Origin of the sequence: Pseudomonas sp. LAP_36 (genome assembly GCF_019456785.1) — a bacterium.
In the GTDB taxonomy this organism is placed as follows: Bacteria; Pseudomonadota; Gammaproteobacteria; order Pseudomonadales; family Pseudomonadaceae; genus Aquipseudomonas; species Aquipseudomonas tritici.
On sequence record NZ_JAHZMS010000001.1, the window covers coordinates 73,218 to 99,271 of the forward strand.

Genomic DNA, 26,054 nt, shown 5'->3' on the forward strand with positions numbered 1-26,054 from the left:
GTCTAGATCGCATTTCGCAGGCTGAGGTTTTCCGGGTGCGGTTGCAGGTAGGCCTGCTGAGCGATGTAGCGGTCCGGGTGTTGGCGAAAGTGGTGCTTTAGCAGGGTCAACGGCACCACCAACGGTACGATGCCGTGGCGGTATTGGCCGATGACGGTTTGCATTTCCTGTTTGTCATCGGCGCTGATGGCCTGCTTGAGGTAGCCGCTGATGTGTTGCAACACATTGGTGTGGGTGCCACGGGTCGCGCATTTGCTCAGGCCGGTCATCAGGTCGCTGAAGTAACAGCTGGCCAATTCGTCGAGGTTGGCGCCCTTGGTCATGCTGCCCAGCAGGTGCCCAAGGCTTTTGTAATGCGCCGGGCTGTGGGCCATCAACAAGTATTTATAGCGCGAATGGAAGGCCAGCAAACGGTGGCGGGTCAGACCTTCGGCCAGCAGTTGTTGCCAACTGGCGTAGACGAACACACGGGCCAGGAAATTTTCCCGCAGCACGGGATCATTCAGCCGACCGTCTTCTTCCACCGGCAGGTCGGGGTGGCGTGCACAAAATGCCTGTGCGTAGATGCCACGCCCGCCGCCGTCCACCGGGGTGCCGTTGTCGCGGTACACCTTGACCCGCTCCAGGCCACAGGACGGCGACTTCTGCATAAAGATGTAGCCACACAGGTCGGTGTGTTCCGCGGCCATTTGCTGGCCGTAGTCGTCCAGCGGTTGGGTCACGTTCAGTGCGCGATTAACGGTGCCGACGGCTTCCGGATGGGCCGGGTCGCCCACCAGGCGGATCGGTTCGCGGGGGATACCCAGGCCGATCGCCACTTCAGGGCACAACGGCACAAAGTCGAAATAGTCAGCGAGGGTCTGACTGCACAGCAGCGATTGTTTATGGCCGCCGTTGAAGCGCACGTTTTCGCCCAACAGGCAGGCGCTGATGGCGATCTTCGGTTTGGTGGTGCTGGACATAAACCAACCCTCTGCAAGATTCCTGTACAAGATCTAAATCTTGTACAACTAAATCTCATCATAGGTTCGATGCTGTACAAGTCAAATTATTTGTACAAGTTTCGCGTGCGGTCTATTTCCAGCCAATTTTCCAGGCGTCGATATCTTGCAGGGTTTGCCAGGGCAGGCGTTCGCTGCGCCGGGTCATGACGGCTTGCAGTTCGATTTCCAGTACGGTGCCCTCATCGTCGCGAAACAACTCGGTGACCAGAAAGTGTTTTTCTTTGTTTCGGGGGCGCGCTGCTGTCCACTTCGACAGCAGCAATTTGGCGGGATTGATACGGTTCATTGCAGGTGTTCGATCAAGCGTCGCGCGGCTTCCTGGCCGCTGAGCCATGCGCCCTCGACGCGGCCCGACAGGCACCAGTCGCCACACACATACAGGCCCAGGTCTGCATCCGCCAGCACGCCGAATTCGTGGCTGCTGGACGGTCGTGCGTAGAGCCAGCGGTGCGCCAGGCTGAACGACGGCGCGGGCATGGCACTGTGCAACAGTTCGGCGAAAGCACCGTGCAGGTGCTCGATCACGTCCTCTTTGGACAGGTCCAGGTGGGCCTTGCTCCAGGCACTGGTGGCGTGCAGTACCCAGGTGTCGAGTGTGGCGTCGCGCCCTGGTTTGCTGCGGTTGCGCGCCAGCCAATCGAGGGGGCTGTCTTGTACAAAGCAGCCTTCCATGGGCGTATCCAGAGGTTTGTCGAACGCCAGGGCGATGGCCCAGGTCGGGTCCATTTTCACCCCGGCGGCGGCGCTCGCCAGCTTGGGAGCGGCGGCCAGCAGCGCGGTGGCTTGCGGAGCCGGGGTGGCGATGATCACGTGGCTGAACGGGCCGTGGTTCTCGCCGTCGGCGTCTAACAGGTTCCAGTGTTGTTTGCCCTGGAACACTTCGGTGATGCGGCAACCAAACTCCACCGGCAGGTCGTCGAGCAGCGCGCGGGTGATCGCGCTCATGCGGGGTGTGCCGACCCAGCGGATCTGTTCATCGGGGGAGGGTGTGAGTTGGCCGGACTTGAAGTTGTACAGCTGGGGCTTCCATTGCTCGGCCCAACCGTTACTTTGCCAGCGCTGGACTTCGTTGACGAAGCGCCGGTCGCGGGCGGTGAAGTACTGCGCACCCATGTCCAGGGCACCGGCATCGCTGCGCTTGCTGGACATGCGGCCACCGCTGCCGCGGCTTTTATCGAAGAGTTGCACAACGTGCCCCGCGTCTTGTAACGCTCGGGCGGCGGAGAGACCGGCAATGCCGGTGCCGATGATCGCGATGGGAACAGTCATGGGAGGCCTCATTTTACCGTTGGGTACAGACTACGCCGACACCAATAGCTGTACAATATTGTTTTTTGGTATAAGTTTTGGCTTACCTGTTCTTACGGCGTGACCTATGGTTAAACCAGAGGCTTAATCCAACGTTACGCCCGTTCAAATTGATCCCTGCTTATAAAATAGACCAGTGATCGGCGGCGAACGTTACATGAGGAGCGTCCCATGCATATTTTGCTGACCGGCGGTACTGGCCTGATCGGCCGCCAACTCTGCGAACACTGGCTTGCACAGGGCCATCGCCTGACCGTGTGGAGTCGTCATCCGGACCAGGTCGCCAAGTTATGTGGCGACCAAGTGTCTGGGGTTGGTCGCCTGCAAGAGGTTATCGGCCCGGTGGATGCGGTCATTAATCTCGCCGGCGCCGCCATCGCCGATCGCCCCTGGACCCACAAGCGCAAGGCGTTGCTGTGGAGCAGTCGTATCAGCCTCACCGAAACCTTGCTGGCGTGGCTTGAAGGCCTGGCGCAAAAACCAGCGGTGTTGATTTCCGGTTCGGCGGTGGGCTGGTATGGCGATGGCGGTGAACGCGAATTGACCGAAGCCAGCGGCCCGGTGCAGGACGATTTCCCCAGCCAGCTGTGCATCGCCTGGGAAGAAACCGCCCAGCGCGCTGAAGCCTTGGGCATTCGCGTAGTGCTGGTGCGTACCGGGCTGGTGCTGGCGGCTGAGGGCGGCTTTTTGTCGCGGCTGTTGCTGCCGTTCAAACTGGCGCTGGGCGGGCCTATCGGTAATGGTCGGCAGTGGATGCCGTGGGTCCATATAAAGGATCAAATCGCCCTGATTGATTTTCTTCTGCACAAGCCTGACGCGAGCGGTCCTTATAATGCCTGCGCGCCACACCCGGTGCGCAATCGCGAGTTTGCGAAAACCCTGGGCCAGGTGCTGCACCGCCCGGCGTTCATGCCGATGCCGGCCTTTGCGTTGAAGGTGGGCCTGGGCGAGTTGTCCGGCCTGTTGCTGGGTGGGCAGAAGGCGGTGCCCGAACGGTTACTGGCCGCTGGTTTCACTTTCCAGTTCACTGAGTTGCGCGCGGCTTTGGACGACTTGTCCAGCCGCCTCTAGAGATAGGATGTTGCATGACGGATCACGCGTTGTTACTGGTCAATCTGGGCTCGCCAAAGTCCACTTCGGTGGCCGATGTGCGCAGCTACCTCAATCAGTTCCTGATGGACCCTTATGTGATCGACCTGCCGTGGCCGGTGCGGCGCTTGCTGGTGTCGCTGATCCTGATCAAGCGCCCCGAGCAGTCGGCGCACGCCTACGCCTCCATCTGGTGGGACGAGGGCTCGCCGCTGGTGGTGCTCAGCCGCCGTCTGCAACAGCAGATGACCACGCAGTGGACCCAAGGGCCGGTGGAGTTGGCGATGCGCTACGGCGAGCCGTCCATTGAAACGGTGCTGACGCGCCTCGCCGCCCAAGGCATCCGCAAAGTGACCTTGGCGCCGTTGTATCCGCAGTTTGCCGACAGCACCGTGACCACGGTGATTGAAGAGGCCAAGCGGGTTGTGCGCGATAAAAAGTTGGACGTGCAATTCTCGATCTTGCCGCCGTTCTACGATCAGCCGGAATACCTTGATGCTCTCGCGGCGAGCGTCCGCTCCTATGTGGAGCAGGATTACGATCACCTGCTGCTGAGTTTCCACGGCCTGCCTGAGCGCCATCTGACCAAGCTCGACCCGACGGGCCAGCATTGCTTCAAGGACGCCGATTGCTGCAAGAACGCATCGGCTGAGGTGCTGAAGACGTGCTACCGCGCGCAATGCTTCAGCGTCGCCCGCGATTTCGCCGAACGGCTGGGCTTGCCGGAGGGCAAATGGTCGGTGGCCTTCCAATCGCGCCTGGGCCGGGCGAAGTGGATCGAACCCTACACCGAAGCGCGCCTGGAAGCCTTGGCCCAGCAAGGTGTGAAAAAGCTGCTGGTGATGTGCCCGGCGTTTGTCGCCGATTGCATCGAGACGCTGGAAGAGATCGGCGATCGCGGGCTGGAGCAGTTCCGCGAGGACGGGGGCGAGGAGTTGGTGCTGGTTCCGTGCCTGAATGATGATCCGCAGTGGGCGGCGGCGCTTAATACCTTGTGCGAACGCGCGCCGGTTGCGCTGTAACTGAACCTTACACGCTCCAAATGTGGGAGCGGGCTTGCCCGCGATAACGGTGTATCTGTCAACGAATGTATTGACTGACACGCCCTCATCGCGGGCAAGCCCGCTCCCACATTTTTATCGTGTTTACAGGTTAAGGGTCAGGCTAACCGTGAGATTGCGCGGTTCACCGGGGTTGATCCAATAGCTGCTGTAGGACCGCTCGTAGTACTTTTCATCAAACAAGTTGTTGAGGTTCAAGCCCACGGTGACGTTCTTCGTAGCCTTGTAATGGGCCAGCAAATCGACGGTGTGGTAGGCGGGTAGCTCGAAACGCGTACCTGCCTCACCAGAGCGATCCCCTACATAAGTGAACGCCGCACCAAGGTCCGAACCCCGCAACGCGCCATCCTGAAACTCATACACCCCCAACAAACTGCCGCTGCGCTTGGCCACGCCGAGAATCCGGCTGCCGGCTGGAATGGCTTTGTCGCCCTTGGTGACTTCGGCGTCGATGTAGGCAAAGGCGCCGATCACGCGTACGGCACCGGTCACCTGCCCGGTCAGTTGCAGGTCAAGGCCCTGGCTGCGCGCTTTGCCCATGGCGCGATTCAGGTTGGTGGCAGGGTCCAGGGCCAGCACGTTTTCCTTTTCGATATGGAACGCGGCGAGGGTGGCGCTGAGGCGGTCGTCGAACAGCTCGCTCTTGATCCCCACTTCATAACCCACGCCTTCTTCCGGCTTGAAGGTTCTGCCGTTGGCATCCAGGCCGCTGTTGGGTTTGAACGAAGTAGAGGCGTTGGCGAACACGCCGACTTCGGGCGTTAGCTGGTAGAGCAGGCCAGCGCGTTGGGTAAATGCGTCGTGGGTTTGCCGGCTCTTGGCGTGATTGCGTGTGAAGTCGTCGGTGCTTTGTTCGAAATGCTCGAAGCGCGCGCCAACCATACCGCGCAAGCGATCGGTGAAGATGATCTGGTCTTGCAGGTTCAATGCCTGGCTTTTGGTCTGTTCGAAGAAGTCGGTGCCGGAGCGCACGCCGTTGGGTTTGGTCTTGCCGTAGACCGGGTTATAGATATCGATGGCATAGTCGCTGCCGCCGATAGCCGTCACGCGCTCCTTCTTGCGGTAGTCCTCGTATTCAGTGCCGACCAGCAGCTCATGCTGCCAGCTGCCAATGTCGAACAACCCACGCAGTTCAAGCTGGGTAATGCTGTCGTGCCAACCCATGGAGCGTTCGCGATAGCGGCGGTTGATAGTGTGGCCGTCGGGATTCAGTGTGCGGTTTTCCGAAGCGTCGCCCCACAGGCTGCCTTGTTTGTAGTGGCTGGCCAGGCGCAGTTTCCAGGCATCGCTGAGGTGATGTTCCAGCGTGGCCTGGATGCGGTTGTTGTGGTTGTCGATGTCGCCATCGTTGGGCTCGCCGAGGAAGGTGGAGCGTGATACGCCACTGGCGTCGACGATGCCGCGGTCGAAGGTAGAGCTGTGGCGGACGAATTCGCTTTCCACCAGCAAGCTCGTGTCCGGGTCCAGTTGCCAACTGAACGAGGGCGCGACGAATACCCGCTTGCTCTGCACGTGATCGCGGAAGCTGTGGTTGTCTTCCACGGCCAGGTTGACCCGCGATAGCACGTTGGCTTCGCTGTCCAGCGGGGTGTTCACATCCACGGCGGTGCGGTAGCGGTCCCAACTGCCGGCGCTGGTTTGCACGGTGGTGAAGGCTTCCGGTTGGGGCTTCTTGGTGACGATATTCACTGTGCCGCCGGGGTCGCCACGCCCATACAGGCTGGCGGCGGGACCCTTGAGCACTTCAATGCGTTCGATATTGGCCGTATCCGGTGTGCTCGGGTAGCCGCGATTGGCGCTGAAGCCGTCCTGGTAGAACTCTGACGTGGTGAAGCCGCGCACGCTGTATTCGTAGAGGGTGAGGCCGCCGAAGTTGTTTTGCTTGGACACGCCGCCGGCGAATTCCAAGGCGCGTTCCACGTTGTTACTGCCCAGGTCCTTGAGCACTGTGGCGGGAATCACACTGATGGATTGTGGGATGTCACGAATGGCAGTGTCGGTTTTTGTCGCGCTGGCGGAGCGGGTGGCGCGGTAGCCTTTGACCGGGCCGGTGGCGGATTCATAGGCGTCGGTGGTGATACTGATGGTGTCGAGTTCCAGGGTGTTTTCTTCAGCGTAAGCGGGGTCGAGCAGCAAGCCTAAGGCCAGGCCAGCCAAGGGCACGATTTTTCGAGACGGCATGATAGAGCGTTCCAATAGCGATATTGAAACAATATAACATGACCAATGAGAATGGATTGCTTTGAAACATAAGCTTACAGGTGCCCGCGAACGGACACCCGGATGAGTCGGCTTATTCCTCTTCTTTAACCGGCGCGGGCGGTGGGCGCAGGCCTATTTCTGCCAGCAGCTTGATCTCTTTGCCGTTGCGCATCACCTGGATCGCCACCTTGTCGGTCGGTTTGATCCGCGCGACCTGGTTCATCGACTTGCGGCCATCGCCTGCCGGTTCGCCGTTGATGCTGAGGATCACATCGCCCAGCTGCAGGCCGGCTTTCTGCGCCGGGCCATCGCGGAAGATCCCCGCGACCACGATGCCTGGGCGCCCGGTCAAGCCAAACGACTCGGCCAGTTCCTTGGTCAATGGCTGTACTTCAATGCCCAACCACCCGCGAATCACTTGGCCGTGTTCGATGATTGACTTCATCACTTCCATCGCCAGCTTCACCGGGATCGCAAACCCGATGCCCTGTGAACCGCCAGACTTGGAGAAAATCGCCGTGTTGATGCCGGTCAGGTTGCCATTGGCATCCACCAGTGCACCGCCGGAGTTGCCCGGGTTGATCGCGGCGTCGGTCTGGATGAAGTCTTCGTAACTGTTAAGCCCCAACTGGTTTCGCCCGGTGGCGCTGATAATGCCCATGGTCACGGTCTGGCCCACCCCGAACGGGTTGCCGATGGCCAGCGCCACGTCACCTACCCGCAAGCCGTCGGAACGGCCGAGGGTGATGGAGGGCAGGCTTTTCAAATCGATCTTCAGGACCGCGAGGTCGGTTTCCGGGTCGCTGCCCACCACGCGCGCCAGGGTTTCACGGCCGTCACGCAGGGCCACGACGATCTGGTCGGCGCCGGTGGTCACGTGGTTGTTGGTGAGGATGTAGCCTTCCGGGCTCATGATCACCCCGGAACCCAGGCTGGATTCCATGCGGCGTTGCTTGGGCCCGTTGTCACCGAAATAGCGGCGGAACTGTGGGTCTTCAAACAGTGGATGCGCCGGTTTGTTGATGACCTTGGTGGTGTACAGGTTAACCACGGCAGGGGCGGCAATAACCACCGCATCGGCATAAGTCACCGGACCTTGCACAACCGCGTTGGTTTGCGGCGCCTGTTGCAGGTTCACATCAAGGCTGGGTAGACCCACCAGCTCGGGGAAACGCTGAATAATCAGCATCGCGATCAGCACGCCAGCCAACAATGGCCATCCAAAAAAACGCAGCGCCTTGAGCATCAAGTAAGTCCTGACAGGTTGCAGGGGGCGGGAGAGCGCCCATAATGTCGCGCATTATACGAGGCTGCGAGCGCCTTCGAACGGGATATTTAGGAGTCTTTTATGGCCGTCCCCCTTACCACCCTCGTCGAGGAAGCAGACCGCTACCTCGGCAGCGCAAAAATTGCCGATTATTGCCCCAATGGCCTCCAGGTCGAGGGCCGCCCGCAGGTGATGCGCATCGTCAGCGGCGTGACCGCAAGCCAAGCCCTGCTGGACGCGGCGGTCGAAGCCCAAGCCGACCTGATCCTGGTGCATCACGGCTATTTCTGGAAAGGCGAAAACCCTTGTATCACCGGCATGAAACAGCGCCGCTTGAAGACGCTGCTCAAGCACGATATCAGCCTGTTGGCCTACCACCTGCCACTGGACCTGCACCCCGACGTCGGCAACAACGTGCAGTTGGCGCGTCAGCTCGACATCACCGTCGAAGGCCCACTGGACCCGAACAACCCCAAAGTCGTCGGCCTGGTCGGCTCCCTTGCCGAGCCCCTGTCGGCCCGCGACTTTGCCCGCCGGGTGCAAGAAGTCATGGGGCGCGAGCCGCTGTTGATCGAAGGCAGCGAAATGATCCGCCGCGTCGGCTGGTGCACCGGTGGTGGCCAGGGCTATATCGACAACGCGATTGCTGTCGGCGTCGATCTGTTCCTGAGCGGCGAGGCCTCGGAACAAACCTTCCACAGCGCCCGCGAAAACGACATCAGCTTCATCGCCGCGGGCCACCATGCGACTGAGCGCTATGGTGTACAGGCGCTGGGCGATTACCTGGCGCGGCGCTTCGCGTTGGAACATCTCTTCATCGATTGCCCCAATCCGATCTGAAGAAGGCCGCTAAACAAATGTGGGAGCTGGCTTGCCTGCGATAGCATCGCTGCGGTTTACCTGACTGACCGCGGTGCCCGCATCGCAGGCAAGCCAGCTCCCACACTTGGCCGCATTCCAAGCCAAACTATGGGGCATATTCATATACCGTTTCGATCTAGCTGGCGCCCTGAATAGAAGCAGGTGCTGTGCTAGCATGCCCCGCTCGAACACGGCCCGCTGGCCGTCCACAAGATCGTTTTTCCGTGAGTAACCATGGTCGACAAACTGACGCATCTGAAACAGCTGGAGGCGGAAAGCATCCACATCATCCGCGAGGTCGCCGCCGAGTTCGACAACCCGGTGATGCTCTACTCGATCGGTAAAGACTCCGCCGTGATGCTGCATCTGGCACGCAAGGCCTTCTTCCCGGGCAAACTGCCATTCCCAGTGATGCACGTCGACACCCGCTGGAAATTCCAGGAAATGTACACGTTCCGCGACAAAATGGTCGAAGAGCTTGGCCTGGACCTGATCACCCACATCAACCCGGATGGCGTGGCGCAGGGCATCAACCCGTTCACCCACGGCAGCGCCAAGCACACCGACATCATGAAGACCGAAGGCCTCAAGCAGGCCCTGGACAAGCATGGTTTCGACGCAGCGTTCGGCGGTGCCCGTCGCGATGAAGAGAAATCCCGTGCCAAAGAGCGCGTGTACTCGTTCCGCGACAGCAAGCACCGCTGGGACCCGAAAAACCAGCGCCCGGAGCTGTGGAACGTCTACAACGGCAACGTCAACAAGGGCGAGTCCATCCGCGTGTTCCCGCTGTCCAACTGGACCGAGCTGGACATCTGGCAGTACATCTACCTGGAAGGCATCCCGATCGTACCACTGTACTTCGCCGCCGAGCGCGACGTGATCGAGAAGAACGGCACGTTGATCATGATCGACGACGACCGCATCCTCGAGCACCTGTCCGACGAAGACAAAGCCCGAATCGTCAAAAAGAAAGTCCGTTTCCGTACCCTTGGCTGCTACCCGTTGACGGGCGCGGTGGAGTCCGAAGCCGAGACGCTGACGGACATCATTCAGGAAATGCTCCTGACGCGAACTTCCGAGCGCCAGGGCCGTGTCATCGACCACGATGGCGCAGGCTCGATGGAAGATAAAAAACGTCAAGGCTATTTCTAAGGGGCTGTCATGTCGCATCAATCTGATTTGATCAGCGAGGACATCCTCGCTTACCTGGGCCAGCACGAGCGCAAGGAAATGTTGCGCTTCCTGACCTGCGGCAACGTCGACGACGGCAAGAGCACCCTGATCGGGCGCCTGCTGCACGACTCCAAGATGATCTACGAAGATCACCTGGAAGCCATCACCCGCGATTCGAAGAAGTCCGGCACCACCGGTGACGACGTCGACCTGGCGTTGCTGGTCGACGGCCTGCAGGCTGAGCGTGAGCAAGGCATCACCATTGATGTCGCCTACCGCTACTTCTCTACCGCCAAGCGCAAATTCATCATCGCCGACACCCCCGGCCATGAGCAGTACACCCGCAACATGGCCACCGGTGCGTCCACCTGTGACTTGGCGATCATCCTGATCGACGCCCGCTACGGCGTGCAGACCCAGACCCGTCGCCATAGCTATATCGCCTCGTTGCTGGGCATCAAGCACATCGTGATCGCCGTCAACAAGATGGACATCAATGGCTTTGACCAAAGCGTATTCGAGTCGATCAAGGCCGATTACCTGAAGTTTGCCGATGGCATCGCCTTCAAGCCGAGCACCATGGCCTTCGTGCCGATGTCGGCGCTCAAGGGCGATAACGTGGTCAACAAGAGCGAGCGTTCGCCCTGGTACACCGGGCAGTCGCTGATGGAGATCCTCGAAACCGTCGAGATCGCCAACGACCGCAACTACACCGACCTGCGTTTCCCGGTGCAGTACGTCAACCGGCCGAACCTGAACTTCCGTGGTTTCGCCGGCACCCTGGCCAGCGGCATCGTGCACAAGGGCGACGAAGTCGTGGTGTTGCCGTCGGGCAAGAGCAGCCGCGTCAAATCCATCGTCACCTTTGAAGGTGAGCTGGAACACGCCGGCCCTGGTCAAGCGGTGACGCTGACCATGGAAGACGAGATCGATATCTCCCGTGGCGACCTGTTGGTACATGCCGACAACGTGCCGCAAGTGACCGACGCTTTCGACGCCATGCTGGTGTGGATGGCCGAAGAACCGATGCTGCCGGGCAAGAAATACGACATCAAGCGCGCCACCAGCTACGTGCCGGGTTCCATCACCAGCATCGTGCACCGTGTGGATGTGAACACCCTGGCCGAAGGCCCGGCGAGTTCGCTGCAGTTGAACGAGATTGGCCGGGTCAAGGTCAGCCTCGACGCGGCCATCGCCCTGGACGGTTACGACAGCAACCGCACGACCGGTGCGTTCATCGTCATCGACCGCTTGACCAACGGCACTGTGGCCGCGGGCATGATCATCGCACCGCCAGTCACTCACGGCAGCGCGTCGCAGCACGGCAAGCTGGCCCACGTGGCCACCGAAGAACGTGCCCTGCGCTTCGGCCAGCAGCCGGCCACCGTGTTGTTCAGCGGCCTGTCCGGCGCCGGCAAGAGCACCTTGGCCTACGCGGTTGAGCGCAAGCTGTTCGACATGGGCCGTGCGGTGTTTGTACTGGACGGCCAGAACCTGCGTCACGACCTGAACAAGGGCTTGCCGCAGGACCGTGCCGGGCGCACCGAGAACTGGCGTCGTGCCGCTCACGTGGCGCGTCAGTTCAACGAAGCGGGCCTGCTGACCCTGGCCGCGTTTGTGGCACCGGATGCCGAAGGCCGTGAACAGGCCAAGGCGCTGATCGGCGGCGACCGTCTGCTGACGGTCTACGTGCAAGCGTCACCGCTGGTGTGCGCCGAGCGTGACCCGCAAGGCTTGTACGCGGCGGGCGGGGATAACATCCCTGGCGAGTCGTTCCCGTATGACGTGCCGTTGAATGCCGATCTGGTCATCGACACCCAGGCCCTGTCGCTGGAAGACAGCGTCAAGCAAGTGCTGGAGTTGTTGCGTCAGCGTGGCGCGATCTAAGCCTCGCCGCCACAAAAAAGCCCGCCACTGAGCAATCGGTGGCGGGCTTTTTACATTCTTCAGTCGGAGTGCGGTCAAAAATGTGGGAGCGGGCTTGCTCGCGAATGCGGAGTGTCAGCCAATACATAGGTAACTGATCCACCGCCTTCGCGAGCAAGCCCGCTCCCACATTTTGATCATCGGTTGTCTGGGAAATCTGTGTGCAATTTAGCGAGCAACTGATCCTTCTCTTCCCACAACCGATTGATCCACCCCTGGAACGCCAACCGATACTCCCCATCCTGCTCATAATTCTTTCCAATGAACTCAGCCGGGATCTGCACCTCTTCAAACTGCACCACCACGTCCTTCACATTCCCGCACAGCAAATCCCAATACCCAGGGCGTCCGGCAGGGTAGTGAATGGTCACGTTGACCAATGACTTCAACTGCTCACCCATCGCATCCAGCACAAACGCGATACCACCGGCCTTGGGTTTGAGCAGGTAGCGAAACGGCGAGTTCTGCTGCGCATGCTTGCCGGGGGTAAACCGCGTGCCTTCGGCAAAGTTGAAAATTCCCACCGAGTTGTCGCGAAACTTCGCACAGGTCTTGCGCGTAGTTTCCAGGTCCTTGCCCTTTTTCTCCGGGTGTTTTTCCAGATAAGCCTTGGTGTAGCGCTTCATGAACGGAAAGCCCAGCGCCCACCACGCCAGGCCGATTACCGGCACCCAGATCAGCTCCTGCTTGAGGAAGAACTTCAGCGGGCGGATCCGACGGTTCAGCACATATTGCAGCACCATGATGTCGACCCAGCTCTGGTGGTTGCTGGTCACCAGGTACGAGTGCTGGTAATCCAAGCTTTCCAGGCCTTTAAGGTGCCAGCGCGTGCGCCGGACCAGGTTCATCCAGCCCTTGCTGTTGGTGACCCAGGCCTCATGCGTGTGGTTCATCAGCCATTCGCTGAAACCCTTGGCAAACGGCAGCGCCTTGAACAGCGCGACGATAAACAAGAACGAGCACAGCAGGATCGTGTTCAGCGCCAGCAACAGCGATGCGATCACCCCGCGCACGGCGGCAGGTAGAAAATCCAGCATTTAGATATCCATAGGTCGGTTGGCGGCTTGGATCGCGGTGAGCGCGATGGTGTACACAATGTCGTCCACCTGAGCGCCACGCGGCAGGTCGTTGACCGGTTTGCGCAGGCCTTGGAGCATCGGCCCCAGGCTCACGCAATCGGCGCTGCGTTGTACCGCTTTGTGGGTGGTGTTGCCGGTGTTCAGGTCGGGGAACACGAACACCGTGGCCTTGCCGGCAACCAGGCTGTCGGGGGCCAGTTGGCGGGCCACGGTTTCGTTAGCCGCGGCATCGTATTGCAGTGGGCCGTCGATCAGCAGCGAGCTTTGTTGCTCATGGGCGAGCAGGGTGGCTTCACGGACTTTCTCCACTTCCTCGCCGCTGGCGGAGTCGCCGCTGGAATAGCTGATCATCGCCACGCGCGGCGTGATGCCAAAAGCAGCGGCCGAATCAGCGCTTTGCAGGGCGATCTCCGCCAGTTCGGCAGCGCTCGGGTGCGGGTTCATCACACAGTCGCCGTACACCAGCACCTGCTCAGGGAACAGCATGAAAAACACCGACGACACCAGCGTGCAACCCGGTGCGGTCTTGATCAACTGCAGGGCAGGGCGGATGGTATTGGCGGTGGAGTGGATAACGCCGGAAACCAGGCCGTCCACTTCATCCAGAGCGAGCATCATGGTAGCGATCACCACGGTGTCTTCCAGTTGCTGCTCGGCCATCGGCGCGTTGAGGCTCTTGCTCTTGCGTAGCGCGACCATCGGTTCCACGTAGCGCTGGCGGATCAGGTCCGGGTCGAGAATCTCCAGGCCTTCGGGCAATTCGATGCCTTGGGCGCGGGCGACCGCTTCCACATCCGCCGGCTTGGCCAGCAACACGCAGCGAGCAATGCCGCGTGCCTGGCAGATAGCGGCGGCTTGTACGGTCAGCGGTTCGCTGCCTTCCGGCAACACAATGCGTTTGTTGGCGGCCTGGGCGCGCTGGATCAACTGGTAGCGGAACACCGCCGGCGACAGGCGCATCTCCCGCGGCGTGCCGCAACGCTGGTGCAGCCAGCGCGCATCGAGGTGGCTGGCGACGAAATCGGTGATGATTTCCGCGCGCTCGCGGTCATCGATGGGGATTTCTTTATTGAGGCTGTTGAGCTGGTTGGCAGTGTCGTAGGAGCCGGTGCTCACCGACAGCACCGGCAGCCCGGCCTGGAACGCGCCTCGGCACAAATCCATGATGCGCGGGTCGGGCAGGGTGTCGCTGGTCAGCAACAGGCCGGCCAGCGGCACGCCGTTGATTGCGGCCAGGCTGACGGCGAGGATAATGTCGTCGCGGTCGCCGGGGGTTACCACCAGCACGCCGGGCTTGAGCAGCTCCACGGTATTTCGCATGGTGCGCGCGCAGATGATGATCTTGGTCATGCGCCGGGTTTCGTAGTCGCCGGCGTTAAGGATCTGCGCGCCCATCAGGTCGGCCACATCGCGGGTGCGTGGGGCGTTGAGTTCGGGCTGGTAGGGGATGCAGCCGAGCAGGCGGAAATCACCGCTGCGCAACAGGGGCGAATGTTCCTTGAGGCGCGCGGAGAAGGCTTGCATGCTTTCGTCGGTGCGCACCTTGTTAAGGATCACGCCGAGTACTTTCGGGTCTTTCGGGCCGCCGAACAGTTGGGCCTGCAACTCCACGCGGCCGGAGAGTTCGGTGAGCACTTCGTTTTCCGGGGCGGAGACCAGGATCACTTCCGCATCCAGGCTCTTGGCCAGGTGCAGGTTGACCCGCGCGGCATAGCTGGCGCTGCGGGTCGGCACCATGCCTTCGACGATCAGCACGTCCTTGCCCACTGCGGCCTGTTGGTACAGCGTGATGATTTCTTCCAGCAACTCGTCGAGCTGGCCGTCGCCGAGCATCCGCTCGACATGGGCCAGGCCCAGGGGTTGTGGTGGCTTGAGGCCGTGGGTGCGCGCTATCAGTTCGGTGGAGCGCTCAGGGCCAGTGTCGCCCGGGTGTGGTTGGGCAATCGGTTTGAAAAAGCCGACTTTCAGCCCGGCTCGCTCAAGGGTACGCACCAGCCCAAGGCTGATGGAGGTCAGACCCACACCAAAATCGGTGGGCGCGATAAAAAAAGTTTGCATGCGAATTCTCTGGAGTTGCATGGCTTGGGTGGCGCTCTATGGCTGAGCGTCTACCGGGAATCAGATGCCAAGGTTATCGTTATTCGTGCACTTGCGCACACCAGCCGCAGGCAAAGGGCTGGCCTATTTTTTCAATACGTTGCGCGCGGTCAAGCACCCAGGCGCGCGACTGCCAGGGCGGCTGGTGGCGCAGGTGCTGGGTGTGGCCGCAGGACAGCTCGGCAACCCAGTGCCGGTCTTCATCCTGATGAAAACCGGTGATCGTCGAGTGGCTTGTCTGACCCCGTCCGTCCGGGTTCTGTTCGCTTTCGGGCAAATCCTTGTTTAGACTTGTCCGTTCTTCATTCTTATGCAAAAGGTCTCGCCCCATGACGATCGCCGCTAACAAGGCTGTCTCCATCGACTATACCCTGACCAACGACGCTGGTGAGGTCATCGACAGCTCCGCCGGCGGCGCGCCGCTGGTCTACCTGCAAGGCGCAGGTAACATCATCCCAGGCCTGGAAAAGGCCCTGGAAGGCAAACAAGTTGGTGATGAGCTGACCGTTGCCGTAGAACCTGAAGATGCCTACGGCGAATACTCGGCCGAGTTGGTCAGCACGCTGAGCCGCAGCATGTTCGAAGGCGTTGACGAACTGGAAGTAGGCATGCAGTTCCACGCCTCCGCTCCGGACGGCCAAATGCAGATCGTCACCATCCGTGACCTGGACGGCGACGACGTTACCGTCGACGGCAACCACCCTCTGGCTGGCCAGCGCCTGAACTTCCAAGTGAAGATCGTTGCCATCCGCGACGCCTCCCAGGAAGAAGTGGCTCACGGCCATGTCCACGGTGAAGGTGGTCATCACCACTGATTGATGCATTGATCAGCTGGTAGCAAAAACGCCCCGACTGGTTCGGGGCGTTTTTTTTGTGCTCGAAAATACACTGCTCCCACATTTTGATCTGCGCACTCCACATATCGGGCGCAAACAAAAATGCCCCGGACCTTTCGGTACGGGGCATTTCTTAACTGTTTCACAACCTGGGTTGCGTTGCAGTTGTTACCACTTAGGCTGCAGCAGGAACGCTCAGAGCCTTGATGTGGCCATTCAGGCGGCTCTTATGACGAGCGGCCTTGTTCTTGTGGATGATGCCTTTATCGGCCATACGGTCGATAACTGGCACAGCCAGAACGTAAGCAGCTTGGGCTTTTTCAGCGTCTTTGGTGTCGATGGCCTTAACTACATTCTTGATGTAGGTACGAACCATGGAACGCAGGCTGGCGTTGTGGCTGCGACGCTTCTCAGCCTGTTTTGCACGTTTTTTGGCGGAAGGTGTGTTGGCCACCGTCGAGCTCCTCGAAAGACTTTTTAGGAAATAGCAAACAAAATAGGCCGCGAATCATGCCGATGACTTGATGTGTTGTCAAGAGCGGCTGATGCGAACTGCTGAGTGGTCGATCTGAAGAGGCGGGTGATTTATTTCCGGCGCTTGACCTGTAAACTCGCGAGCTTTGGCTCTGTGCTGTTGCAGGCGCGCAGTATCGCATAAGTGGGCGCTTCTTTCGCCTGCTGTTTATCTATAGGCGCAAACTCTTTCAATGAATCTGCTCAAATCGCTGGCCGCCGTCAGCTCTATCACAATGATCTCCCGGGTTTTGGGGTTTGTGCGTGACACCCTGCTGGCGCGCATTTTCGGCGCCAGCATGGCCACGGATGCCTTCTTTATTGCCTTTAAATTGCCCAACCTGCTGCGGCGGATCTTCGCCGAGGGTGCGTTTTCCCAAGCGTTCGTGCCCATCCTGGCGGAATACAAGACCCAGCAGGGTGAGGAAGCGACGCGCACTTTTATCGCCTATGTCTCGGGCCTGTTGACCCTGGTGCTGATGCTGGTGACCGTGCTCGGCATGCTTGCTGCTCCCTGGGTCATCTGGGCCACAGCCCCGGGTTTCGCCAATACACCAGAAAAATTCGCGCTGACCACTGACCTGCTGCGGGTGACCTTTCCTTATATATTGCTGATCTCCCTTTCATCGCTGGCCGGGGCGATCCTCAATACCTGGAACCGCTTCTCGGTGCCGGCCTTCGTGCCGACCCTGCTGAATGTCAGCATGATCATCTTTGCGCTGTTCCTCACGCCGTACTTCGATCCTCCGGTAATGGCACTGGGTTGGGCAGTACTGGCCGGCGGCCTGGCGCAATTGCTCTACCAGCTGCCGCACCTGAAAAAGATCGGCATGCTCGTATTGCCACGCCTGAACCTCAGGGACACCGGCGTCTGGCGTGTGATGCGCAATATGTTGCCGGCGATTCTCGGTGTGTCGGTCAGCCAGATTTCCCTGATTATCAACACGGCGTTCGCTTCGCTGCTGGTGTCCGGTTCGGTGTCGTGGATGTACTACGCCGATCGCTTGATGGAATTGCCGTCCGGTGTGCTGGGCGTGGCGCTGGGCACGATTTTGTTGCCGACCCTGGCGCGCACCTACGCCAGCAAGGACCGTCAGGAGTACTCGCGCATCCTCGATTGGGGCCTGCGCCTGTGCTTTGTGCTGGTGCTGCCGTGTGCCCTGGCCTTGGGGATCCTGGCCGAGCCGTTGACCGTGTCGCTGTTTCAATACGGCCAGTTCGACGCACATGATGCATTGATGACGCAGTACGCACTGGTCGCCTATTCCGTCGGGTTGCTTGGCATTATCGTGATCAAGGTGCTGGCACCAGGCTTCTACGCCCAGCAAAACATTCGTACACCGGTCAAAATCGCGATTTTCACGCTGATCGTCACGCAACTGCTCAACCTGGTGTTTATCGGCCCGTTGGCCCATGCCGGCCTGGCGCTGGCGATCAGCGTCGGTGCATGCATCAACGCCGGGCTGTTGTTTTACCAGTTGCGCAAGCAGCAAATGTTCCAGCCGCAGCCCGGTTGGGGCCTGTTTGCCCTCAAGCTGCTGGTAGCGGTGGCGGTGATGTCGGCCGTGCTGCTGGGCTTGATGCACTATATGCCCGCCTGGGACGAGGGCCACATGCTGCAGCGCTTTATGCGCCTTGGCGTGCTGGTAGTCGCCGGCGTGGTGGTGTACTTCGGGATGTTGCTGCTGCAAGGCTTCCGCTTGCGGGATTTCAATCGCAAGTCATTGAGCTAGAGAGTTTGCCGCGATAAAACGGTTGTTTTATCGATTCGATCCATTTGGCCTGTGCTGTTGCCTGTCGTCCGGGGCCGGGTGTGGTTATAATCGACCACTTTATGAGCAAGAAGCGCGTTATGCAGCTGGTTCGAGGTCTCCACAACCTGCGCCCTGAACATCGGGGCTGCGTCGCCACTATTGGCAACTTTGACGGTGTTCACCGTGGCCACCAGGCTATCCTGGCCCGGCTGCGCGAGCGCGCAGTCGAGTTGGGCGTGCCCAGCTGCGTGGTGATTTTCGAACCGCAGCCGCGGGAATACTTCACGCCCGAGACAGCGCCGGCGCGTCTTGCCCGCCTGCGGGACAAGCTGCAACTGCTGGCGGAAGAGGGTGTAGACCGCGTCCTCTGCCTGGCTTTCAACCAGCGCTTGCAAAGCCTGAGCGCTGCCGAGTTCGTCGACCGCATCCTCGTCGATGGCCTGGGTGTGCAGCATTTGGAGGTCGGTGACGACTTCCGCTTTGGTTGCGACCGCGTCGGGGATTTCGATTTCCTGCTACAGGCCGGTGCCAACCAGGGGTTTACCGTCGAAGCCGCGCAAACCGTCGAACTGGACGGCCTGCGCGTGAGCAGCACCCAGGTGCGTAACGCCCTGGCTGCTGCCGACTTCGCCTTGGCCGAGCGTTTGCTCGGCCGTCCGTTCCGCATTGCCGGACGGGTCCTGCACGGCCAGAAGCTGGCGCGCCAATTGGGCACGCCAACCGCCAACGTGCAACTCAAGCGTCGTCGTGTGCCACTGACCGGGGTGTATCTGGTGAGTGTCGACATTGATGGCCAAGCGTGGCCGGGAGTCGCCAACATAGGCGTCAGGCCCACGGTTGCAGGTGATGGCAAGGCCCACCTGGAAGTACACCTGCTGGATTTTGCCGGTGATCTGTATGACCGGCGTTTGACGGTGGTTTTCCACCAGAAGCTGCGTGAAGAGCAGCGTTTCGCCTCCCTTGAGGCGTTGAAAACGGCGATCAATGCGGATGTCGCCGCCGCCCGTGCACTAGCCGCACCTAGCGCCCATCGCTAACCGAAGAGCCTTAAATGACCGACTATAAAGCCACGCTAAACCTTCCGGACACCGCCTTCCCAATGAAGGCCGGCCTGCCACAGCGCGAACCGCAGATCCTGCAGCGCTGGGACAGTATTGGCCTGTACGGAAAGTTGCGCGAAATTGGCAAGGATCGTCCGAAGTTCGTCCTGCACGACGGCCCTCCTTATGCCAACGGCACGATTCACATCGGTCATGCGCTGAACAAAATTCTCAAGGACATGATCCTGCGCTCGAAGACCCTGTCGGGCTTCGACGCGCCGTACGTCCCGGGTTGGGACTGCCACGGCCTGCCGATCGAACACAAAGTCGAAGTGACCTACGGCAAGAACCTGGGCGCGGATAAAACCCGCGAACTGTGCCGTGCCTACGCTACCGAGCAGATCGAAGGGCAGAAGTCCGAATTCATCCGCCTGGGCGTGTTGGGCGAGTGGGACAACCCGTACAAGACCATGAACTTCAAGAACGAGGCCGGTGAAATCCGTGCCTTGGCCGAAATCGTCAAAGGCGGTTTCGTGTTCAAGGGCCTCAAGCCCGTGAACTGGTGCTTTGACTGCGGTTCGGCCCTGGCTGAGGCGGAAGTCGAGTACGAAGACAAGAAGTCCTCGACCATCGACGTGGCCTTCCCGATCGCAGACGACGCCAAGTTGGCCCAGGCTTTTGGCCTGGCAAGCCTGAGCAAACCGGCTGCCATTGTGATCTGGACCACCACCCCGTGGACCATCCCGGCCAACCAGGCGCTGAACGTGCACCCGGAATTCACCTACGCCCTGGTGGACGTCGGTGATCGCCTACTGGTGCTGGCCGAGGAAATGGTCGAAGCCTGCCTGGCGCGTTACGAACTGCAAGGTTCGGTGATCGCCACTACCACCGGCTCTGCGCTGGAACTGATCAACTTCCGTCACCCGTTCTATGACCGCCTGTCGCCGGTGTACCTGGCTGACTACGTCGAACTGGGTTCGGGTACTGGCATTGTTCACTGCTCGCCGGCCTATGGCGTGGACGACTTCGTGATCTGCAAGAAGTACGGCCTGGTCAACGACGACATCATCAACCCGGTGCAAAGCAACGGCGTCTACGTGCCGTCGCTGGAGTTCTTCGGCGGCCAGTTCATCTTCAAGGCCGACCAGCCGATCATCGAAAAGCTGCGTGAAGTCGGTGCGCTGATGCAAACCGCGACCATCCAGCACAGCTACATGCATTGCTGGCGCCACAAGACTCCGCTGATCTACCGCGCCACCGCGCAGTGGTTCATCGGCATGGACAAAGAGCCGACCCGCGGCGACACCCTGCGTAATCGCGCGATCAAGGCTATTGAAGAAACCAAGTTCGTCCCGGCCTGGGGCCAGGCGCGCCTGCACTCGATGATCGCCAATCGTCCGGACTGGTGCATCTCCCGCCAGCGTAACTGGGGCGTGCCAATCCCGTTCTTCCTGAACAAGGAAAGCGGCGAGCTGCACCCACGTACCGTTGAACTGATGGAAATCGTTGCCCAGCGCGTTGAACAGGAAGGCATCGAAGCCTGGTTCAAAATGGACGCCGCCGAACTGCTGGGCGATGAAGCGCCGCAGTACGACAAGATCAGCGACACCCTCGACGTGTGGTTCGACTCCGGCACCACCCATTGGCACGTCCTGCGCGGCTCGCACCCAATGGGCCACGAGACCGGCCCGCGTGCCGACTTGTATCTGGAAGGTTCAGACCAACACCGTGGCTGGTTCCACTCGTCGCTGCTGACCGGTTGCGCCATCGACGACCACGCGCCGTACCGCGAACTGCTGACCCACGGCTTCACCGTCGACGAGACGGGCCGCAAGATGTCCAAGTCGTTGAAGAACGTGATCGAGCCGAAAAAGATCAACGACACCCTGGGCGCCGACATCATGCGTCTGTGGGTAGCGTCGACCGACTATTCGGGCGAGATCGCCGTGTCGGATCAGATCCTGGCTCGTAGCGCCGATGCCTACCGCCGTATCCGAAATACCGCACGCTTCCTGCTGTCGAACCTGACCGGTTTCAACCCGGCCACCGATATCCTACCGGCCGAGGACATGCTCGCCCTGGACCGTTGGGCTGTGGACCGTACCCTGTTGCTGCAGCGTGAGTTGCAGGAGAGCTACGGCGAATACCGCTTCTGGAACGTCTACTCGAAGATCCACAACTTCTGCGTGCAGGAGCTGGGTGGTTTCTACCTCGACATCATCAAGGATCGCCAGTACACCACCGGCGCCAACAGCAAGGCACGCCGCTCGGCGCAGACTGCGCTGTATCACATCTCTGAAGCGCTGGTGCGCTGGATCGCGCCGATCCTGGCGTTCACCGCCGACGAACTGTGGGAATACCTGCCGGGCGAGCGTAACGAGTCCGTGATGCTCAACACCTGGTACGAAGGCCTGACCGAACTGCCGGCCGACTTCGAACTGGGCCGCGAATACTGGGAAGGCGTAATGGCCGTCAAAGTTGCGGTGAACAAGGAGCTGGAAGTGCAACGTGCGGCCAAGGCCGTCGGTGGCAACCTGCAAGCCGAAGTCACCCTGTTTGCCGAGGAAGGCCTGTCCGCCGACCTGGCCAAGCTGAGCAACGAGCTGCGCTTCGTGCTGATCACCTCCACCGCGAGCCTGGCACCGTTTGCCCAGGCTCCGGCGGACGCGGTTGCCACCGAAGTACCGGGCCTCAAGCTCAAAGTGGTCAAGTCGGCCTTCCCTAAGTGCGCCCGTTGCTGGCACTGCCGCGAAGATGTTGGCGTGAACCCTGAGCATCCGGAAATCTGTGGTCGTTGTGTCGACAACATCTCGGGTGCTGGTGAGGTTCGCCACTATGCCTAATGCCGGTCGTTTCGGACGTCTGGGCTGGCTCGTACTGAGCTTGCTGGTGCTGGTCATTGACCAGGTCAGCAAGGCTCATTTCGAGGGCACTCTGGAAATGTTCCAGCAGATCGTAGTCATCCCGGATTACTTCAGCTGGACCCTGGCCTACAACACTGGCGCGGCCTTCAGCTTCCTCGCTGATGGAGGCGGCTGGCAGCGCTGGCTGTTCGCCGTGATCGCGGTGGTGGTCAGTGCGGTGCTGGTCGTGTGGCTCAAGCGTCTTGGTCGCGATGACACCTGGTTGGCGATCGCCTTGGCTCTGGTGTTGGGTGGCGCGCTGGGCAACCTGTACGATCGCATTGCCCTGGGCCATGTGATTGACTTCATCTTGGTGCATTGGCAGAACCGTTGGTACTTCCCGGCTTTCAATTTTGCCGACAGTGCCATCACCGTCGGTGCAATCATGCTGGCGTTGGACATGTTCAAAAGTAAGAAAACCGGAGAGACCGTCAATGACTGATCAGGTATTGGCTGAGCAACGCATCGGCCAGAACACGGAAGTCACCTTGCATTTCGCACTGCGCCTTGAGAACGGCGACACGGTCGACAGCACGTTCGACAAAGCCCCGGCTACCTTCAAGGTGGGCGACGGCAACCTGCTACCGGGTTTCGAAGCGGCCCTGTTCGGCTTCAAGGCGGGTGACAAGCGTACCCTGCAGATCCTGCCGGAAAACGCCTTTGGCCAGCCCAACCCGCAAAACGTGCAAATCATCCCGCGTTCGCAGTTCCAGGACATGGACCTGTCGGAAGGCCTGCTGGTGATCTTCAACGATGCGGCGAATACCGAGCTGCCCGGCGTGGTGAAAACCTTTGATGACGCGCAAGTGACCATCGACTTCAACCACCCGCTGTCCGGTAAAACCTTGACCTTTGACGTTGAAATCTTCAGCGTTAAAGCGCTTTAAACTGACAGAAGCGGTTCCTGTGTGAGCTGGCTTGTGTGGGAGCTGGCTTGCCTGCGATGCAGACGACTCGGTGTATCGACTACACCGCGGTGATGCTATCGCAGGCAAGCCAGCTCCCTCAGGAGTCGGTTTCCCCAAGGGCTGTGTTGATCTAATTTCTTGCAGGGCAAGACACGAGGCACAGCATGCAAATCAAACTCGCCAACCCCCGTGGCTTCTGCGCCGGTGTGGACCGGGCGATCGAAATCGTCAATCGCGCCCTGGAAGTCTTCGGGCCGCCGATTTACGTGCGCCATGAAGTCGTCCACAACAAATTCGTGGTCGAGGACCTGCGCGCGCGCGGTGCCATCTTTGTCGAAGAGCTGGACCAGGTGCCGGACGACGTCATCGTCATCTTCAGCGCCCACGGTGTTTCCCAGGCCGTGCGTACCGAAGCGGCAGGCCGTGGCCTGAAAGTCTTCGATGCCACCTGCCCGTTGGTCACCAAGGTGCACATCGAAGTCGCGCGCTACAGCCGTGACGGTCGAGAGTGCATCCTGATCGGCCATGCCGGCCACCCGGAAGTTGAAGGCACCATGGGCCAGTACGATGCCAGCAATGGCGGGGCTATCTACCTGGTCGAAGACGAAAAGGATGTTGCCAATCTTCAGGTGCAAAACCCTGAACGCCTGGCATTCGTGACCCAGACCACCTTGTCTATGGACGACACCAGCCGCGTTATCGACGCGCTGCGTAGTCGCTTCCCGGCCATCGGCGGGCCGCGCAAGGACGACATCTGCTACGCCACCCAAAACCGGCAGGACGCGGTCAAGCAACTGGCCGATGAATGTGACGTGGTCCTGGTGGTCGGCAGCCCTAACAGCTCCAACTCCAACCGCCTGCGTGAGCTGGCTGAGCGCATGGCAACCCCTGCATACCTGATCGACGGCGCCGAAGACATGCAGCGCAGCTGGTTCGATGGCGTCGAGCGCGTTGGTATCACGGCGGGTGCTTCGGCCCCGGAAGTGCTGGTGCGCGGCGTTATCCAGCAGTTGCATGCGTGGGGTGCCACCGGTGCGGACGAACTGGCGGGTCGCGAAGAAAACATCACGTTCTCCATGCCCAAGGAGCTGCGGGTTCGCTCGCTGCTCTGATTGTCCGGGTGCCGGATTAGCTCCGGCACAATGCCTGCTCGGCACGGTCGCTGCGCAGGCTGATGCGCCCGCTGGGCGCCAGTACGACCTGATACAGGCTCTGTGGCTGCTCCGAGTCGCACACATGCACAGTACCTGCACGAAACCCTCCCCCTGAAAATATCGGCTCGCCCAGCCCGCTGAAGCGCACCTGGTTCTTGAGCGGCCCATTGCCGACGATCGGGACCTTCCCGCTGTCCTGGTGCTCCAGCAATACCGGGTTTTTATCGTCCAAGTGGCCGCGTCCGCTCTCATCCACGATCACCCGCCAACCCCGGCTCCAGTCTTCGTCCAGCGCGTGAATGACCACCGCCCGATTGCGTGCGACGGCTTCGGTGCGTGCGTAGCGCAGTCCTCCCGCCAAGGACTGTGCCGCGCTATGTCGTTGCTGTGATTCCAGCAGGCTCTTGAAACTGGGCACTGCCAGGTTAGCCAGGACGCTGCTCACGATCAGTCCGAGTAGCAGTTCAATCAGGGTGAAACCTCGTTGTTGCATATGCCATCCCTCCATGGATTTGAGTACAGCCATAGGTATAGCGCCCGTGCTGTGGCGCTGGATGGTGGCCTTTATGTCCAAAGTATTTCGCTTTGTTCCGGGAGCAGCGCGGGTGAAAAACCGACGCTAGTCTTGGGCCGTACAGCAGATTTCAGCTGCTTTTTTCTGGCCTTCGACACGGATGACGACGGTAATGCTTGCCTGCCCAAACACCAGTTTTCCCCACGCCTTACTCCGGCACCAACGCGGCATGACGCTGATCGAGGTGTTGGTTGCGGTGCTGATTCTCACCATCGGGCTGTTGGGCGCGGCGGTGATCCAGCTCAATGCGCTGAAATACACCGACAGTGCCAGGATGACCAGCCAGGCCAGTTTCATTGCCTACGACATGCTCGACCGAATCCGCGCCAATTCCGCTGCCGACTACGCATGGGAGCGGTCCGAGCGTGCTCCGGCGAGCAGCGCTACCGCTAGCGTGCGCGACCAGGACCTGCATGATTTCGAGGCGAATATTCTCGGCTTCGCCGGGGAGAGCGCCAAAGGCGCGGTGTCGATCAGTGCAAACGAAGCCACTGTCAGTATCAGTTGGGATGACAGTCGAGGCGCTAACAGCCCGGGTGCTCGGGAAACATTCATTCTGACCAGTCGCGTCAGTGATGAGCCGGGGGTGACGCAATGAGGCGTCGCACTCGGGGTTTCAGCTTGGTGGAATTGCTGTTGGCTTTGGCGATGGGCTTGGTGCTGGTGCTAGGGGTCAGCCAGGTGGCGGTCAATTCCAGGACCACCCACGACAGCCAGCAGGCCGCCATGATGCTGCAGGATGATGCGCGGTTCGTGCTGGGCAAGATGAGCCAGGATATCCGTCAGGCGGGCATGTTTGGCTGTTTGGCCACGGAGTTTATCGACAACGCTCCTCCGGCCTTTGATCGGCCTGTCAGTTGGAGTGCTGGGGCGGGTGCAAGGTCGCTCACGCTGGTGACCGCGGATGTCGGCAATGAGAGTGGCAAACCCGATTGGACGGTGCTGTCTGACTGCACAGGCAGCGCCCAAGCGTATGCCGGAAATTCCCCTGTGCCTGCACCCGGACAGATCCGTTTTGCACTGCGCCAACTCACGTACATCTTCGAAGCGGGCCAATTGAAGGTCAGCACGCCTGCGGCCCCTGCCAAGGCAGTGCTGGTGGATAACGTGCAGGCATTCGATTTCAGCTTTGGCGTGGCTGCCAAAGCCGCATCAACAGAGGTCGTGCGCTACGACTCGAGTCCCGCCGATGTGTCCCTGATACGCAGTGTACGCATTCTGATGACGCTGCGAGATCCGACCGAGCGGGTTAAAGATCAAACCTACAGCGTCGTGGCGGCGCTGCGAAACCGTCTGGGATAAGCC

At 60.3% G+C, this 26,054-nt stretch carries 23 protein-coding genes and 1 pseudogene; 14 read left to right on the top strand and 10 right to left on the bottom strand.

Annotated elements, in window-relative coordinates:
* Nucleotides 1-2: 2 nt before the first annotated feature.
* The 3 genes from JBO08_RS00375 to JBO08_RS00385 form a co-directional block, all read right to left on the bottom strand.
* Nucleotides 3-962: a DUF523 and DUF1722 domain-containing protein gene (locus JBO08_RS00375; RefSeq protein WP_065875185.1), complete on the bottom strand. Its 960-nt coding sequence runs from the start codon at nt 960-962 to the stop codon at nt 3-5.
* A 112-nt stretch (nt 963-1,074) separates the two neighbouring features.
* Nucleotides 1,075-1,290, bottom strand: a complete 216-nt coding sequence (locus JBO08_RS00380) for a TIGR02450 family Trp-rich protein (RefSeq protein ID WP_049710090.1) — start codon at nt 1,288-1,290, stop codon at nt 1,075-1,077.
* Nucleotides 1,287-2,273, bottom strand: a complete 987-nt coding sequence (locus JBO08_RS00385) for an NAD(P)/FAD-dependent oxidoreductase (protein ID WP_065879649.1) — start codon at nt 2,271-2,273, stop codon at nt 1,287-1,289. Before JBO08_RS00385 ends, JBO08_RS00380 begins: the two co-directional genes overlap by 4 nt.
* A gap of 210 nt (nt 2,274-2,483) precedes the next feature.
* Between JBO08_RS00385 and JBO08_RS00390 the strand changes: the two genes are divergently transcribed.
* On the top strand, nt 2,484-3,383 hold the full coding sequence (locus JBO08_RS00390; protein ID WP_220074609.1) for a TIGR01777 family oxidoreductase: 900 nt from the start codon (nt 2,484-2,486) through the stop codon (nt 3,381-3,383).
* 14 nt (nt 3,384-3,397) lie between these two features.
* Nucleotides 3,398-4,423: a ferrochelatase gene (hemH, locus tag JBO08_RS00395; RefSeq protein WP_220074608.1), complete on the top strand. Its 1,026-nt coding sequence runs from the start codon at nt 3,398-3,400 to the stop codon at nt 4,421-4,423.
* A 123-nt stretch (nt 4,424-4,546) separates the two neighbouring features.
* Here the strand turns inward: hemH and JBO08_RS00400 are convergent, their stop codons facing one another.
* Nucleotides 4,547-6,643, bottom strand: a complete 2,097-nt coding sequence (locus tag JBO08_RS00400; RefSeq protein WP_220074607.1) for a TonB-dependent siderophore receptor — start codon at nt 6,641-6,643, stop codon at nt 4,547-4,549.
* Between the two features lie 112 nt (nt 6,644-6,755).
* Entirely contained in the window at nt 6,756-7,910 is a 1,155-nt protein-coding gene (gene algW, locus JBO08_RS00405) for a Do family serine endopeptidase AlgW (protein ID WP_065875180.1), read from the bottom strand.
* Between the two features lie 102 nt (nt 7,911-8,012).
* Between algW and JBO08_RS00410 the strand changes: the two genes are divergently transcribed.
* The 3 genes from JBO08_RS00410 to cysN all read left to right on the top strand — a co-directional run bounded on the left by JBO08_RS00410 (nt 8,013) and on the right by cysN (nt 11,852).
* The gene (locus tag JBO08_RS00410) at nt 8,013-8,771 is read left to right on the top strand and encodes a Nif3-like dinuclear metal center hexameric protein (protein ID WP_065875179.1); all 759 of its coding nucleotides are present in this window, start codon (nt 8,013-8,015) and stop codon (nt 8,769-8,771) included.
* Between the two features lie 255 nt (nt 8,772-9,026).
* Entirely contained in the window at nt 9,027-9,944 is a 918-nt protein-coding gene (gene cysD, locus JBO08_RS00415) for a sulfate adenylyltransferase subunit CysD (protein ID WP_065875178.1), read from the top strand.
* A gap of 9 nt (nt 9,945-9,953) precedes the next feature.
* Nucleotides 9,954-11,852 (top strand): sulfate adenylyltransferase subunit CysN, encoded by a 1,899-nt coding sequence (gene cysN, locus JBO08_RS00420; protein ID WP_065875177.1) that lies wholly within the window; start codon nt 9,954-9,956, stop codon nt 11,850-11,852.
* 176 nt (nt 11,853-12,028) lie between these two features.
* Here the strand turns inward: cysN and JBO08_RS00425 are convergent, their stop codons facing one another.
* The 3 genes from JBO08_RS00425 to JBO08_RS00435 form a co-directional block, all read right to left on the bottom strand.
* Entirely contained in the window at nt 12,029-12,928 is a 900-nt protein-coding gene (locus JBO08_RS00425; RefSeq protein ID WP_220074606.1) for an acyltransferase, read from the bottom strand.
* A complete protein-coding gene (gene pta / locus JBO08_RS00430) occupies nt 12,929-15,028 on the bottom strand; it encodes a phosphate acetyltransferase (RefSeq protein ID WP_065875175.1) in 2,100 nt (699 codons plus the stop codon). It abuts the gene before it with no gap.
* 79 nt (nt 15,029-15,107) lie between these two features.
* Nucleotides 15,108-15,398 (bottom strand): DUF3565 domain-containing protein, encoded by a 291-nt coding sequence (locus JBO08_RS00435; protein ID WP_139114552.1) that lies wholly within the window; start codon nt 15,396-15,398, stop codon nt 15,108-15,110.
* Here JBO08_RS00435 and JBO08_RS00440 point away from each other — a divergent pair.
* Nucleotides 15,397-15,882, top strand: a complete 486-nt coding sequence (locus JBO08_RS00440) for a peptidylprolyl isomerase (RefSeq protein WP_012722137.1) — start codon at nt 15,397-15,399, stop codon at nt 15,880-15,882. The genes JBO08_RS00435 and JBO08_RS00440 overlap by 2 nt on opposite strands.
* Before the next feature lie 196 nt (nt 15,883-16,078).
* Here the strand turns inward: JBO08_RS00440 and rpsT are convergent, their stop codons facing one another.
* Nucleotides 16,079-16,357: a 30S ribosomal protein S20 gene (gene rpsT, locus JBO08_RS00445; protein WP_003188401.1), complete on the bottom strand. Its 279-nt coding sequence runs from the start codon at nt 16,355-16,357 to the stop codon at nt 16,079-16,081.
* Between the two features lie 253 nt (nt 16,358-16,610).
* Here rpsT and murJ point away from each other — a divergent pair, with 253 nt between their 5' ends.
* The 6 genes from murJ (at nt 16,611) to ispH (ending at nt 24,133) form a co-directional block, all read left to right on the top strand.
* Nucleotides 16,611-18,149 carry a murein biosynthesis integral membrane protein MurJ gene (gene murJ, locus JBO08_RS00450; RefSeq protein WP_220074605.1) on the top strand — a complete coding sequence of 513 codons (1,539 nt, stop codon included), beginning with the start codon at nt 16,611-16,613 and terminating at the stop codon, nt 18,147-18,149.
* A 119-nt stretch (nt 18,150-18,268) separates the two neighbouring features.
* On the top strand, nt 18,269-19,207 hold the full coding sequence (ribF, locus tag JBO08_RS00455) for a bifunctional riboflavin kinase/FAD synthetase (protein ID WP_065875172.1): 939 nt from the start codon (nt 18,269-18,271) through the stop codon (nt 19,205-19,207).
* 14 nt (nt 19,208-19,221) lie between these two features.
* On the top strand, nt 19,222-22,053 hold the full coding sequence (gene ileS, locus JBO08_RS00460) for an isoleucine--tRNA ligase (protein ID WP_220074604.1): 2,832 nt from the start codon (nt 19,222-19,224) through the stop codon (nt 22,051-22,053).
* A complete protein-coding gene (gene lspA, locus JBO08_RS00465) occupies nt 22,046-22,555 on the top strand; it encodes a signal peptidase II (RefSeq protein WP_065890544.1) in 510 nt (169 codons plus the stop codon). Before ileS ends, lspA begins: the two co-directional genes overlap by 8 nt.
* Before the next feature lie 7 nt (nt 22,556-22,562).
* Entirely contained in the window at nt 22,563-23,000 is a 438-nt protein-coding gene (locus JBO08_RS00470) for a peptidylprolyl isomerase (protein ID WP_175403053.1), read from the top strand.
* 185 nt (nt 23,001-23,185) lie between these two features.
* The gene (gene ispH / locus JBO08_RS00475; protein WP_220074603.1) at nt 23,186-24,133 is read left to right on the top strand and encodes a 4-hydroxy-3-methylbut-2-enyl diphosphate reductase; all 948 of its coding nucleotides are present in this window, start codon (nt 23,186-23,188) and stop codon (nt 24,131-24,133) included.
* 19 nt (nt 24,134-24,152) lie between these two features.
* Here the strand turns inward: ispH and JBO08_RS00480 are convergent.
* Nucleotides 24,153-24,668, bottom strand: a pseudogene (locus JBO08_RS00480) (GspH/FimT family pseudopilin); the annotation flags it as partial.
* Nucleotides 24,669-24,861: 193 nt separating this feature from the next.
* Between JBO08_RS00480 and pilV the strand changes: the two are divergent.
* The gene (gene pilV / locus JBO08_RS00485) at nt 24,862-25,347 is read left to right on the top strand and encodes a type IV pilus modification protein PilV (RefSeq protein WP_065879642.1); all 486 of its coding nucleotides are present in this window, start codon (nt 24,862-24,864) and stop codon (nt 25,345-25,347) included.
* A complete protein-coding gene (locus JBO08_RS00490; protein WP_065875168.1) occupies nt 25,344-26,051 on the top strand; it encodes a PilW family protein in 708 nt (235 codons plus the stop codon). Before pilV ends, JBO08_RS00490 begins: the two co-directional genes overlap by 4 nt.
* Nucleotides 26,052-26,054: the final 3 nt, after the last annotated feature.